A 13,384-nucleotide genomic window follows, 5' to 3' on the forward strand; every position below is an offset into this window, starting at 1 on the left:
ATAAAGTGGCGGTGAATGAACGGCCTGATATACCAAACCAGTTAAATCGAGAGTTCGATGTGCATAGCCCAAATCAAGTATGGTGTGGAGATATTACGTATATTTGGACTGGTCAGAAGTGGTCATATTTAGCAGTAGTAATTGATTTATATGCAAGGCGGGCTATTGGCTGGGTCATGTCAGAAAAGCCAGATACAGCCCTAACTATCAAAGCATTAGATAGAGCATATGAACAAAGAGGCAAACCTAGAGGGGTTATGTTCCATTCGGATCAAGGCAGTCAGTATAGTTCAACAAAATTCAGGCAAAGGTTATGGCGTTATCAAATAACACAAAGCATGAGCCGCAGAGATAATTGTTGGGATAATTCCCCGATGGAGCGCGTATTCAGAAGCCTCAAAACAGAATGGGTTCCAAGTACGGGCTACAACTCATTTAAGGAAGCAGAGCAAGATATTAGCTTTTATTTGATGAACTATTACAACTGGAGCAGGCCGCATAGTCATAATGATATGAAAGCCCCTGCAGTAGCAGAAGAAAAACTTAATTCACTGTCCGGAATTAGTTGACCACAACAAACAGACCCTTGCAATAGAGGAACTTGAGTGGATAGGAGCTTGCGCTCCTATCCTTAGCTAGATATTTATATGGGGCTAGCTAGGTAAAGTGATTGATGTATTTTCTTGTGAGTCATACTTTAGATTTTGCAGTTCATCAATAAGTTCGAATAATTCAGGCTCTATATCCGCGAGAGGGGATTGTTTTTTTAGCGCGGTCTCTAATGCCTCTGCAAGCTTTTTGAGTTTGGGGACACCTGTATAGCAACAGGCTCCGTGAAACTTGTGTATTACACTCAACAGCAGTTCAGTATCCTGTTTTTGTTGTGCTTTTTGAATGTTATCTATTGTTTCATCCAAACTGTTTAATAGCATATTCAACATCTCAATGGCTAAATCAGGTTTCCCTCCCGCATGTTGTAATGCCAAAGGCCAATCGAGTAAGTTGCTTTTAAATGGCGCATCACTGAGTTGTTTAGCCGCTTTTGTACGCGGAGCGATAATTGGAGAGGTTTCTCCGTGATCGCAAATAGTCTGCTTAAGCATGTCTTCATCAATAGGTTTGGTAAGGTAACCACTAAAGCCATCTTTGAGTAGTTGATTCTTTTCACCTGCGAGTGCATGTGCTGTCACTGCTATGATGGGCGTGTCTTCATTTAAAGAGGCCTCTCTAATGGTTTTACATGCCGTGATCCCGTCCATTATGGGCATTTGAATATCCATGAAGATCAAATCATATTTGTGCGTTTTACATAGCCCAACCGCTTGAGCGCCATTGTGTGCCGTGTCAATCGACTCGATTTGTTCTGATAATAAGGTTGAAAGCAATTTAAGGTTGGCATCATTGTCATCGGCAATTAAGGCTTTTAATGGCAGTATTTGTTCTCTGTTTTCTTCCACGCCAATACTTGGGTGATCAAGGCGGTAGGGTGCTGCAAGGATCTCACATAACTTTCTGTGATTGAGTGGTTTACTTAAACAAGCATCAGCGCCACTGCCTATGAGTGACTCACGCATGTTGTGCGAAATAGTATTGAGCATCAGATATAAATAATCGGCTGACTCTCTTGCCTTGCTAATATAGCTTTTTACAGTTTGCATTTGCTCAACGCTTGCCATATTACCTATTAAACACACATCAAAGTTGAAGTCTTGAGTTAATGCTGCAAGGAAATCGTCTTCAGTTTGACAGGCGGTTACTTGCATATCCCATTCATGTAGCTGTGCAACGACAGCATAGTGGGTATGCTCTTGTGGTTCAAAGTATAGAACACGCTTATTGTGCAGCGAACCACAAGGTAAATCATCATTATATAAACGATTAGGTAACTCAAAAACGGAGTTAAATGTAAAACACGTGCCACTGCCTGACGCTGAGTTGAGCGTTATGCGACCTTTCATTGCTTCTACAATATGTTTGGTTATGATCAAACCTAAGCCCGTTCCGCCAAATTTGCGGGTGATACTTGAGTCTGCTTGAGCGAAAGGGGTAAACAATGCATCTTGCTTGTCCATGGCAATCCCCACGCCTGTATCACTCACGGAGACCAATAAAGATGCATGGGTATCGTTAAGCAGGCGATGGCTGATATCGACTTTAACAGACCCTTGCTCAGTGAATTTAATCGCATTACTGATCAAATTGATAAGCACTTGTTTAAGTCTTGTGGGGTCCCCTACTAAATTATCCGGTACTTGGCGATTGATTGAAATCGATAACTCGAGTTGTTTATCGTGGGCACTGGGTGCTAGCAATGTCATGACTTCGTTGACAGCGTCTCTGAGTTGAAACTGAATATTTTCCAGTTCCATTGCACCTGCTTCTAACTTAGAAAAATCTAATATGTCACTAATGATTGTTAAGAGACTATTTGCAGAAAGTTCAATGGTATCTAAATAGTCTTTCTGATGTTTGTTTAAGGGGGTTTTATATAGCTGGCGCGTGAACCCAATGACGCCATTTAGCGGCGTACGTAGCTCATGACTCATTTTGGCTAAGAAATCCGATTTAACTCGGTTAGCATCTTGTGCCTCTTTTTTTGCAATATTTAACTGAATATTCTGGGTTTCGTATTGCTCAAGTGTTTCTCTGTAATCACTGGTTGCCTGATCAATATGTTTTTGCATTTCATCACGCTGGCCAGTCATCTTACTATTGATTGTATTTAGGCCTTGTCGCAGTAATTCAAATTCACCTTGCATGGTATGTTGTATGCCAATGTCGCGTTTACCTTCTACTAGCTTGTCTGTCGCTAGTAGCAAGCTTGATAAAGGCATGGTGAACATTCTACTCACGCGCAAAGAGAGCAAGGCGCTCAGTAATATGGCGATTAATATGATACTGCTACTTAGGATCAGTGCTTGTTGTTGTGATATTAAGGCCTGATCTTGGCTTATTTCGACAGCCAAAATAGCCAATGTCTCTGGGTGTGCTTCATGCCACTCACTAGATTGTTCTGTAAAATGTTTGATTGGCGTATAGAAAACAAAAGTATCAGCCAGTTTGACCATTGCTGTTTTATGTAGCTGACTGATATCGCCAAAGTAATGTAATTTATTAAATTTTTCATGAAAGTTGCTGGTTAGCAATAACTGATTATCTCTATCAAAGACCGAAATACTTTTTACCAATGGTGCATGTTTATTATGTGCAGTGCTTAAAATGCGGTGTAAGTTTACGCGGTCTTGCGAAATGATGGTGTGTTCAGTGGCGATGGCAAGGGGTTCGGATATGCTGCTGCCTTGTTGATTGAGAATTTGTTCAAGCTCAACATAACGATTTACTGTAAAATAGCCTCCTAAGATTAAGCCGATCAGTACCGTTGGGATCAAAGTAAGTACAAGTATGCTGTCACGCAGGCTAAGTTTGGTCATAGGTGGCAGTTAACCGCTGTAATTATTTTGGCTTTAGATTATCTATTTCAGCGCTGATTAGCAACGTTTAAGGGGCAATGTTATGGCACAGATCTTTCGTGCTAAAAAAAGGGTGGTTGATAAACAAGCCATTGAGGTCAAAATACATTCACTCGATCATCAAGGTCGTGGTGTCGCTAGTTATCAAGGGAAGGTGTGCTTTGTTGACGGTGCACTCGCCAATGAACAAATCAAGGCACAAATTACCCACAACAAAGCGAAGTTTTTTGAAGCAAAAATGCTGAAAGTGATTACGCCTAGTGACGAGCGGGTAATACCATTTTGTCAGCATAACGATGTGTGTGGTGGCTGCCAGATGCAACATTTGGCTTTATCTGCGCAGTTGCAACATAAACAGCAGGCTGTTGATAAGCTATTTTCAAAATTTACACAGCAAACAGCATTAAATTGGCAAGCAGCCATTGAAAGTGACTCGACTCATTACCGCAGAAGTGCGCGTATCGCCAGTTTTTATGATAAAACTGCGCAGTCATTGAAGCTTGGTTTCAGAGGCTTCAGAAGCAAAAAAATAGTGGAAATTGTTGAGTGTCAGGTGTTGTCGAGCCATTTTCATGATGTGTTTATACAGTTGCGGCAACTTTTGAACAGTCGTTCAGGGTTTCGTTCGATTACACATATTCAGCTGTGTGACGCAGATAATGGTCAATTTGTATTACTTCGCCATACCAAAGCTATTTCTGACAGTGACAAAAGTTATTTGGCTGAACAGAGTAAAGCACTTGGGTGGCACTTAATCTGGGATGACGGGGCAGGGCACTCCGAACTTGCTGTGTTACCGCATTACCGTGTTGGGGATGTGCGTTTTGAATTTACACTGGACAACTTTGTTCAAGTTAATGCCCCTGTCAATGCAGCTATGTTGGCACAAGCATCGGATTGGTTGACCTTATCTGAAGGTGACATTGTTCTTGATTTATTTTGTGGCATAGGAAACTTTTCACTATTGTTCGCAAAACAAGCAACTAGTGTAATTGGTGTAGAAGGTTCGGCTTCTTCTGTTGCAATGGCAATACAAAATGCGCACACTAATCAAATAGAAAATGCTGAATTTCATTGTTTTGATCTAACGCAAGATATGACTCAAGCTAACTGGTTTAACACTCAGGCTAAGGTATTGGTCTTAGACCCTTCACGCACCGGTGCATTCGAGATACTAAAGCAAATGCCTTTGGCACAATTTAACAAAGTGCTTTACGTGTCATGCGACCCTGTTACTTTGGCGCGAGATAGTAAGTTATTATTAGATGCTGGCTTTTCACTGGTTAAGATAGGGCTGATGAATATGTTTCCGCATACAGGGCATATAGAAACAATGGTGTTGTTCCAAAGGAGATAGAGAAGATGGTCGCAACTCGCCAATCACATCAACAGCAGCAGTCGGATGATTTTTCGACACGGCTGGCGCAACTTGATTTATCGTCAGATAAATTGGCATATTTAAAACGTGCACATGATTTATGCCCAGCTGAACTTGATGCGACAATGCTAAATAATGCCATTGAAATGGTCGAAATTCTGGCTGAGTTAAACTTTGATGCAGAGTCATTGGCGACAGCGTATTTGACTCCTTATTTTTTGAATCAACAGATTGAGCAAGAAAAGATACAGCAAGAGCTGGGTGACAACGTGTCGTTACTATTAACGGGCGTTGAACAAATGGCGACGATCAGCACGCTTGCGCATCAAGGCAAGGGAAATGTGCAAATTGATAATGTTCGCCGAATGCTGCTAGCCATGGTTGAAGATGTTCGAGCTGTGGTGATCAAATTAGCAGAACAAATTTGTCATTTACGCGCAGTTAAAAACGCTGATGAAGAAGAGCGTGTCATTGCTGCTAAAGCAACGGCAAATATATTTGCTCCGTTGGCAAATCGATTAGGCATAGGCCAGCTCAAGTGGGAACTAGAAGATCTATCGTTTCGTTATTTACACCCGCAGACATATAAAACCATAGCCAAACAATTAGCGGATAAGCGGTTAGACCGCGAAGCCTATATGGAAAACATGGTGCAGTCAGTCACCACTAAATTGGCTGAAGCGGGTGTAAAAGCGCAAGTATATGGTCGCCCGAAGCATATTTTTAGTATTTATAAAAAGATGTCGCAAAAGAGTTACGAGTTCGACCAATTGTTTGATATTCGTGCCATGCGGGTGGTGGTAGATGAGCTGCAAGATTGTTATGCCGCTTTAGGGATTGTGCATACCAATTGGCGACACTTGCCGAAAGAGTTTGATGATTATGTGGCGACGCCAAAACAAAATGGCTATCAATCTATTCATACCGTTGTGTTTGGCCCGCAGGGTAAAACCATTGAGATTCAAATCCGCACTGAAGAAATGCACCAAGATGCAGAACTCGGAGTTGCAGCACATTGGATGTATAAAGAAGGCGCGTTGCCTGGACGAGGCTCTGGGTACGAACAAAAAATTAGCTGGCTGAGAAAACTCCTGCAATGGCAGGAGGAAGTGGTTGATGGCAGTGACCTCGCAGACGAGCTGAAAAACCAAGTTGTAGAAGACCGAGTTTATGTGTTTACACCAAAGGGCGACATATTCGATCTTCCGTTGGGTGCGACCCCGTTAGATTTTGCATACTACATTCACTCTAACGTTGGACACCGATGTATTGGTGCTAAAGTATTTGGCAAAATTGTGCCGTTCACGCATAAATTGGTAACGGGTGATCAGGTCGAAATATTAACTCAAAAGAATGCATCTCCGAGTCGGGACTGGTTAAATCCGTCGTTGGGTTATATCCACTCTTCACGTGCACGTAGCAAAATTCATCACTGGTTTAAGCAACAAGACAGAGACAAAAACTTAGTCGCTGGCAAAGAAATTTTAGATGTGCAATTACACAAGCTTGATTTGACCTATAAACATTTGGAACCGGCCATCGCACGATTTAACTTTAAAGTACTTGATGACTTGATGGTTGCAATTGGTGCCGGTGATGTGCGCATAAATCAGTTCTTGAACTTTATAATTGATAAACCAGAAGAAGAAGCAACCGTAAAAATCTCGTCACCTCGTAAGCATCGGGGTGATAAAAATGGCATTGTTGTTGATGGCGTGGGCAGCTTGATGAGTCACGTGGCTAAATGCTGTCAGCCGGTACCTGGCGATGATATTGTAGGTTATATCACCCAAGGGAGAGGCATCGCGGTGCACCGCAGTGACTGTGATTCATTCTCTCATATTTGTAAGCAGCACCCAGAACGAGAAATAGCGGTAAGTTGGTCATCTGATATTCAAGGTGCGTATACCATTACGGTGCGTATTGAAGCCAATGATAGACAAGGGCTGATCCGTGATATTAGTTCGGTTTTAGCAAATGAAAAAGCCAATGTATTGAATATGAATGTACAGACCGACGATGCACGTGATGTGGCTATTTTTGAGATGAAAATAGAGGTGTCTGACTTGTCGGCAATGAATCGATTGTTGACAAAGCTACATCAAATCGATGGCGTATTTGATGCTAAGCGTCAGCACTAAGTTGGAGCTAATGAGGAAGATATGAGCGATAAATTATCTGCATTGCTAAAAACGATGACTGCACTACGAGACCCAGAAACCGGGTGCAGCTGGGACAAAGCACAGACGTTTGATTCAATCGTCCCGCATACCATTGAAGAAGCTTATGAAGTAGCCAGTGCGATTGAGAATAAAGATTTGGCGGGCCTAAAAGACGAACTTGGTGATTTATTATTCCAAGTGGTATTTTATGCAGAGCTTGCCCAAGAACAAGGGTTGTTCGACTTTAATGATGTGGTTTCTACGCTTAATGACAAATTGCAGCGACGACACCCTCATGTTTTTTCTGAACAGGCCGTGCTTCCTGAGGCGGTATTAGAGAAGCAATGGCAAGCGATTAAAGCGGATGAACGCGCAGAAAAATCAACCTCGAATACGCTTTTATGGTCTGACATCCCCCGCATGCTACCTGCGTTATCACGCGCTCAAAAAGTACAGAAACGTGCATCGGCCCTTGGCTTTGACTGGCCTGATTATCATGGAGCACTTGATAAGGTTGTGGAAGAAGTGGAAGAAGTCAGTGAGGCGTTAGCATGTGACCCTCATTCAGAGCATAGTGCGGAGGAAATCGGAGATCTATTATTTGCGACGGTTAATGTCGCCCGCCATGCAAAGCACGACCCAGAGCAAGCTCTGCGCCAAGCCAGTGATAAATTTGTTATGCGTTTTGCTGATGTGGATGAAGTGTTACGAAATCAAGGTGTGAGTTTACAGCAAGCCGATTTAAAACAAATGGATGCTGCGTGGGAGCAAGTAAAGAAACAACATAAAAAGCAGGCGAGATAGAATTATTTAATGACCTGTTGGCAATTTAGCTGGATTGATGTGGGTAACTTTGCTACACTATCGCCCCGTCTTGATTCTTATTTAAATTCCATTTTTCCTGATATTCTAGGGTTCGCATGAGTACAAAATTTATCTTCGTAACGGGCGGAGTTGTTTCCTCCTTGGGTAAAGGTATTGCAGCTGCATCATTAGCCGCTATTTTAGAAGCACGTGGCTTGAATGTAACTATTCTTAAGCTGGATCCTTATATCAATGTTGACCCTGGCACGATGAGCCCGATTCAACATGGTGAGGTATTCGTAACTGAAGATGGTGCTGAAACTGACTTAGATTTAGGTCACTATGAGCGCTTTATTCGCACCAAAATGACCAGCCGTAACAACTTCACACAAGGCCGTGTATTTGAAGATGTATTACGCAAAGAGCGTAAAGGTGGTTACTTAGGTGCAACAATCCAAGTGATCCCACATATTACTAATGACATTAAACGCCGTGTATTAGAAGGTGCTGAAGGTCATGATATCGCAATCGTTGAGATTGGTGGTACGGTTGGTGATATTGAGTCGCAACCATTCTTAGAAGCGATTCGCCAGTTAGGTACAGAACTGGGCCGTGAGAGTGTGTTATTTATGCACTTAACACTTGTGCCATTCCTTGGTGCTGCCGGCGAAGTAAAAACTAAGCCAACTCAGCATTCAGTAAAAGAACTACGTTCAATCGGTATTCAACCTGATATTCTGGTTTGTCGTTCAAACTGTAAGTTACCAGCTAATGAGCGTGCTAAGATTGCATTGTTCACAAACGTTGAAGAGAAAGCGGTTATTTCTTTGCAAGACGTTGATAGCATTTATAAGATCCCTGCGTTGCTTAAATCTCAAGATTTAGACAACCTAGTGTGTCGTCGTTTCCACTTAGATGTGCCTGAGGCTGATCTTGTTGAGTGGGAACAAGTACTTTATCAAGAGTCAAACCCAACGGGCGAAGTAACGATTGGTATGGTTGGTAAGTACATCGAATTACCTGACGCATATAAATCAGTGAATGAAGCTTTAAAGCATGCTGGATTGAAAAACCGTGTCACTGTGAATATTGAGTATGTTGACTCTCAGAACTTAGAAAGCAAAGGGGTTGAGCTTTTAGAGCACCTTGATGCTATCTTGGTACCGGGTGGTTTTGGTAGCCGTGGTGTTGAAGGTAAAATACTTGCTGCAAAGTATGCACGTGAAAACAAAGTGCCATACTTGGGCATTTGTCTGGGTATGCAAGTTGCGTTGATTGAGTACGCACGAAATGTAGCTGGCCTTGAAGGTGCAAACTCGACAGAGTTTGACGCTGAATCACCTCATCCAGTGGTTGGTTTAATTACTGAATGGTTAGATGCAGAAGGTAATGTAGAAGTACGCGATGAAGCGTCTGATTTAGGCGGCACTATGCGCCTTGGTTCTCAGAAGTGTCATGTGAAAGATAACTCTAAAGTATTTGAAGCGTATGGTAGCAACGAAATATTTGAGCGTCACCGTCACCGTTATGAAGTGAACAATCACTACGTTGAGCGCCTTGAGCAAGCTGGTTTGCAGTTTACTGGCTTGTCAGAGGACAAGAAGCTGGTGGAGATCATTGAAAATAAAGATCACCCTTGGTTTGTTGCCGCACAGTTCCACCCGGAGTTCACCTCGACGCCGCGAGATGGACACCCATTATTTGAAGGCTTTGTTTCAGCTGCACATAGCTTCCAAAAAGCTGAATCATAATTTTAAAAAAAGCCGTGCAATCGCACGGCTTTTTTATTAGGTAAAAAGTAGGTATCGCAGTGAATCAACACCAGTATTTAATGCAATGCTTATTTAGTAATAACAGGATAGTAAGCACTTAACAATAAACTCACCATTTTGGGAATAAGAGGAATCAAGATGTCAAAAATCGTAAAAGTGATTGGCCGTGAAGTTATGGACTCACGCGGTAACCCAACAGTTGAAGCTGATGTTCACCTAGACACAGGTGCATGGGGGCGCGCATGTGCACCATCTGGCGCATCAACTGGCACCAGAGAAGCACTTGAGTTACGAGATGGTGATAAATCACGCTATTTAGGTAAAGGTGTATTAACAGCGGTTAATTTCATCAATGCTGACTTAGCACAAGCATTAGAAGGCAAAGATGCGTTAGCTCAACGTGATGTTGACCAAGTCATGATTGACTTAGATGGCACAGAAAACAAAGAAAAGTTTGGTGCAAATGCAATCTTAGCGGTGTCTTTGGCTACGGCGAAAGCGGCAGCGCAAGAAAAAGGCGTGGCATTATACGAGCACATTGCTGATATTAATGGTACATCTGGTCAGTACTCAATGCCAGTACCTATGATGAATATCATCAATGGCGGTGAGCACGCGGATAATAACGTTGATATTCAAGAGTTCATGGTACAGCCAGTTGGCGCGTCAAGCTTCCGTGAAGCATTACGCATTGGTGCTGAGATATTCCATAGCCTTAAAAAGGTATTGAGTGCGCGTGGTTTAAATACGGCAGTGGGTGATGAAGGTGGTTTTGCGCCAAACTTAAAATCAAATGAAGAAGCGCTAGAAGTGATCACTGAAGCGGTGAATGCTGCTGGCTATGAAATGAATAAAGATGTCACACTCGCATTAGATTGTGCGGCTTCAGAGTTCTATGTAGATGGCAAATATGATCTAAAAGGTGAAGGTAAAGTATTCGATTCAGAAGGCTTTGCTGGTTTCTTAGCTGATTTAGCTGCACGTTACCCAATTATCTCTATTGAAGATGGCCTAGACGAAAGTGACTGGGCTGGTTGGAAAATCTTAACTGATAAGATTGGCGACAAAGTACAATTGGTAGGTGATGATTTATTCGTAACGAATACGAAAATTTTAACGCGTGGTATTGAAGAGAAAATTGGTAACTCGATTTTAATTAAGTTTAACCAAATTGGTACACTATCAGAAACACTTGACGCGATTAAGATGGCGCAAGATGCAGGCTTTACAGCTGTAATTTCTCACCGTTCTGGTGAAACAGAAGATGCAACCATTGCCGATCTTGCTGTCGGTACTGCGGCTGGTCAAATTAAAACAGGTTCACTGTGTCGTTCAGACCGTGTTGCTAAATATAACCAGCTACTTCGCATCGAAGAAGCATTAGGTGAAAAAGCAACTTACAAAGGCCGTAGCGAAATCAAAGGTCAATAAATAATACGCCTTCTTTTTGAAAAGCCGCTTTTTACAGCGGCTTTTTTGTGTGCCACTATACGCAATGCATCATTAAAAGTAGTCAGCTACCCTTGAAAGTGCTCGAATAAAATCTGTTGAGTAAACTTTGTTTTTAAATAAAACCCTCTAGGTAGCGTTTTGGTAATTCTACCGTTGGGACCGATGACATCTGTGAGGGCTTTACTATTTGCTGCTTTTGGTCTGATCTGCATTACTTCGCCAAGGTGGCCCGATATCTGCTCAATTTCACCAAGCGCGATTAATTCAATCTGTTCTTCCCAATCTCTTTGCAATTGAGCTGTTTGGTGTGCATTAGGCTGCCATAAAAAGCCTGACCCAATGACTCGATCAACAGGCTGCAATTCTCTTTCGGCTAAAATGGGAAGCCAAAGCACATGGGCTAGCTTTTTTTTAACGCTGCTATCATGAAATGTTACGCCTGTAAGCCCTGTCAGTGGGACTGTTGTAACATAGGTTGTTTCAAGAGGCTTACCATTGTACCCAATAGGTAAGGATTTTAACTCAACGCCCAATAGTTCGAAGTCAGGAACGGGTTTGGACCCTGCACTTGCACCAAGTACATATTCTAATAACTGCCCCGGCCAGCCCTTTTCCTTTAGCAAGTGCTCAGGTGTCTTAAATTGATATCGCGCAGCGAGCTCGCCTAGCGTTACCCCTGCGATATCGTTTACGCGTTGCATGAGCTCATTTATCGTTTCTGGCGGGTTTGGTTTTCGCACGACTTTACCTAAGTAATGAACAAAATGATGATGAGAATTATTGTAACCTAAATATTGCAATTGCATGAGTGGTTAATCGTATGACGTGAGTAGGTTTTGTATAAGAAATACTGTCATGGTAGGGCTTAGGCGTTACTGTGGGGAACTTTGCGACGCAATAATTAAATGATTGCGTCACTATAAGCAAAGCATTAATGTGATTTAATTGAATTGCATCAAGAACACGGAGAAACACCGTGTTTGTTCATCAAATATAAAGGATTAAGTGCTGTATAGTCTTTCACTCTTTCACTTTATTAACGGCTTATAACAGCCACAACGGATTCAGTGTTAAGTCGGTTATAGAAAAGATCAACTCAATTTTTAGTCGACGAGCGAGCGCAGGAAGTGTCTGTTGTGGTTGTGAGCGGTGAGCACAATTATCAATAACATTTTGGTCAGTTTCTGATTTCAATAAAACAGGGTAATGGGGCCATATACAAATTTGCCTCTATCACTAAAACATATACGGGGTTACTCGTCGTTAAGGTAACCTCAAATAAAACGCAAGACTCGCGAGTGATATTAGGGAGTATGTGAGTAATGTGCGTTATCAAAACCTATCATACACAAGAGAACCAATTACCTAACGTGATTTAGCAACGCATAAAAGTAGTTAGCCTCAGGGCTGCTCATTTTTCGTGAAGGTATAAAGAATGGTTATGCTTTATTGGTGGTTGTTTTTTGTACTTATTGTTTTTTGTTTAAATAAAAACCGTATATTTATACAGTGTTTGTTCTTAAGTTGTTGATACTAAATGAAATGAGGCTGTTAAGTAAACCTGCCTGTATTAGTTACTGTGTGATATTTTGGATAAATACAACTATATGAACACAATTATCCACAGAAACTGTGGAAAAGCTCGGTTATTTCAACTTGAATTGTGGATTTGTTTGTAAATCACACTTGTTTACTGATTTAACCTATCAAGCTGTGGATAACTTGAGGGAAACCGTGAATAATATTTGCTGTGTGGCATAAGTTGTGGAACAATCATTAAAAATCGACTTATAAAAGAGGCACTAAGGTGATTGATGCCGAAGGCTTTCGTGCCAATGTCGGAATTGTTATCTGTAACAATCAAGGACAGGTGTTTTGGGCACGTAGATATGGACAACACTCTTGGCAGTTTCCCCAAGGCGGTGTTGATGAAGGTGAGACCCCTGAACAAACAATGTATAGAGAGCTCAATGAAGAAGTCGGGTTAAAGCCTGAAGACGTTGAAATTGTCGCCAGTTCAAAACATTGGTTAAGGTATAAGCTACCAAAACGGTTGATCCGACGAGACTCTAGCCCTGTATGTATAGGTCAAAAACAAAAGTGGTTTTTGTTAAAGCTTAGATGCAAAGACGAGGATGTTGATTTACTACACACGCATCATCCCGAGTTTGATGACTGGAGATGGGTAAGTTACTGGTATCCAGTGAGGCAAGTTGTGTCTTTCAAAAGAGATGTGTATCGTAGAGTGATGAAAGAATTTGCACCCTTTGCGATGCCTTTTCACAAAAGAGAGCAAGGGCATCGGGAACAGCCGTGGCGCAATCGTAAATAGTAAATAGTAAGTGA

General features: G+C 41.9%; 9 protein-coding genes. 7 read left to right on the forward strand and 2 right to left on the reverse strand.

From position 1 onward, the window contains the following. The coding region (locus BGP78_RS05655; RefSeq protein ID WP_119860496.1) for an IS3 family transposase at positions 1-569 on the forward strand (569 nt) is incomplete at its 5' end. A gap of 84 nt (positions 570-653) precedes the next feature. Here BGP78_RS05655 and barA read toward each other — a convergent pair. Then, on the reverse strand, positions 654-3,431 hold the full coding sequence (gene barA, locus BGP78_RS05660; RefSeq protein WP_119860497.1) for a two-component sensor histidine kinase BarA: 2,778 nt from the start codon (positions 3,429-3,431) through the stop codon (positions 654-656). Positions 3,432-3,513: 82 nt separating this feature from the next. On the opposite strand from barA, the gene rlmD reads away from it, so the two are divergent. The 5 genes from rlmD to eno all read left to right on the forward strand — a co-directional run bounded on the left by rlmD (position 3,514) and on the right by eno (position 11,017). Then, positions 3,514-4,827: a 23S rRNA (uracil(1939)-C(5))-methyltransferase RlmD gene (rlmD, locus tag BGP78_RS05665; RefSeq protein WP_119860498.1), complete on the forward strand. Its 1,314-nt coding sequence runs from the start codon at positions 3,514-3,516 to the stop codon at positions 4,825-4,827. A 5-nt stretch (positions 4,828-4,832) separates the two neighbouring features. Continuing rightward, positions 4,833-6,989 carry a GTP diphosphokinase gene (relA, locus tag BGP78_RS05670; protein WP_119860499.1) on the forward strand — a complete coding sequence of 719 codons (2,157 nt, stop codon included), beginning with the start codon at positions 4,833-4,835 and terminating at the stop codon, positions 6,987-6,989. Positions 6,990-7,010: 21 nt separating this feature from the next. Next, positions 7,011-7,814 carry a nucleoside triphosphate pyrophosphohydrolase gene (gene mazG, locus BGP78_RS05675; RefSeq protein WP_119860500.1) on the forward strand — a complete coding sequence of 268 codons (804 nt, stop codon included), beginning with the start codon at positions 7,011-7,013 and terminating at the stop codon, positions 7,812-7,814. Positions 7,815-7,930: 116 nt separating this feature from the next. After that, positions 7,931-9,565, forward strand: coding sequence for a CTP synthase (locus tag BGP78_RS05680; RefSeq protein WP_119860501.1), 1,635 nt, complete (start codon positions 7,931-7,933; stop codon positions 9,563-9,565). Positions 9,566-9,724: 159 nt separating this feature from the next. Further along, positions 9,725-11,017, forward strand: a complete 1,293-nt coding sequence (gene eno, locus BGP78_RS05685; RefSeq protein ID WP_119860502.1) for a phosphopyruvate hydratase — start codon at positions 9,725-9,727, stop codon at positions 11,015-11,017. An 86-nt stretch (positions 11,018-11,103) separates the two neighbouring features. Here eno and mutH read toward each other — a convergent pair whose 3' ends face one another. Next, complete coding sequence (mutH, locus tag BGP78_RS05690) at positions 11,104-11,778, reverse strand: DNA mismatch repair endonuclease MutH (RefSeq protein ID WP_119860552.1); 675 nt, start codon at positions 11,776-11,778, stop codon at positions 11,104-11,106. A 1,067-nt stretch (positions 11,779-12,845) separates the two neighbouring features. Between mutH and rppH the strand changes: the two genes are divergently transcribed. After that, on the forward strand, positions 12,846-13,370 hold the full coding sequence (gene rppH, locus BGP78_RS05695) for an RNA pyrophosphohydrolase (protein ID WP_119860503.1): 525 nt from the start codon (positions 12,846-12,848) through the stop codon (positions 13,368-13,370). The last annotated feature ends 14 nt before the right edge of the window (positions 13,371-13,384 follow it).

The sequence above is a fragment of the Pseudoalteromonas sp. MSK9-3 genome (assembly GCF_003590335.1).
Classification (GTDB): Bacteria; Pseudomonadota; Gammaproteobacteria; order Enterobacterales; family Alteromonadaceae; genus Pseudoalteromonas.

What these genes read in the sequence shown, in the direction of transcription:
- barA (WP_119860497.1), bottom strand. Translation starts at nt 3,431, where the DNA reads ATGACCAAACTTAGCCTGCGTGACAGCATACTTGTACTTACTTTGATC.
- rlmD (WP_119860498.1), top strand. Translation starts at nt 3,514, where the DNA reads ATGGCACAGATCTTTCGTGCTAAAAAAAGGGTGGTTGATAAACAAGCC.
- relA (WP_119860499.1), top strand. Translation starts at nt 4,833, where the DNA reads ATGGTCGCAACTCGCCAATCACATCAACAGCAGCAGTCGGATGATTTT.
- mazG (WP_119860500.1), top strand. Translation starts at nt 7,011, where the DNA reads ATGAGCGATAAATTATCTGCATTGCTAAAAACGATGACTGCACTACGA.
- BGP78_RS05680 (WP_119860501.1), top strand. Translation starts at nt 7,931, where the DNA reads ATGAGTACAAAATTTATCTTCGTAACGGGCGGAGTTGTTTCCTCCTTG.
- eno (WP_119860502.1), top strand. Translation starts at nt 9,725, where the DNA reads ATGTCAAAAATCGTAAAAGTGATTGGCCGTGAAGTTATGGACTCACGC.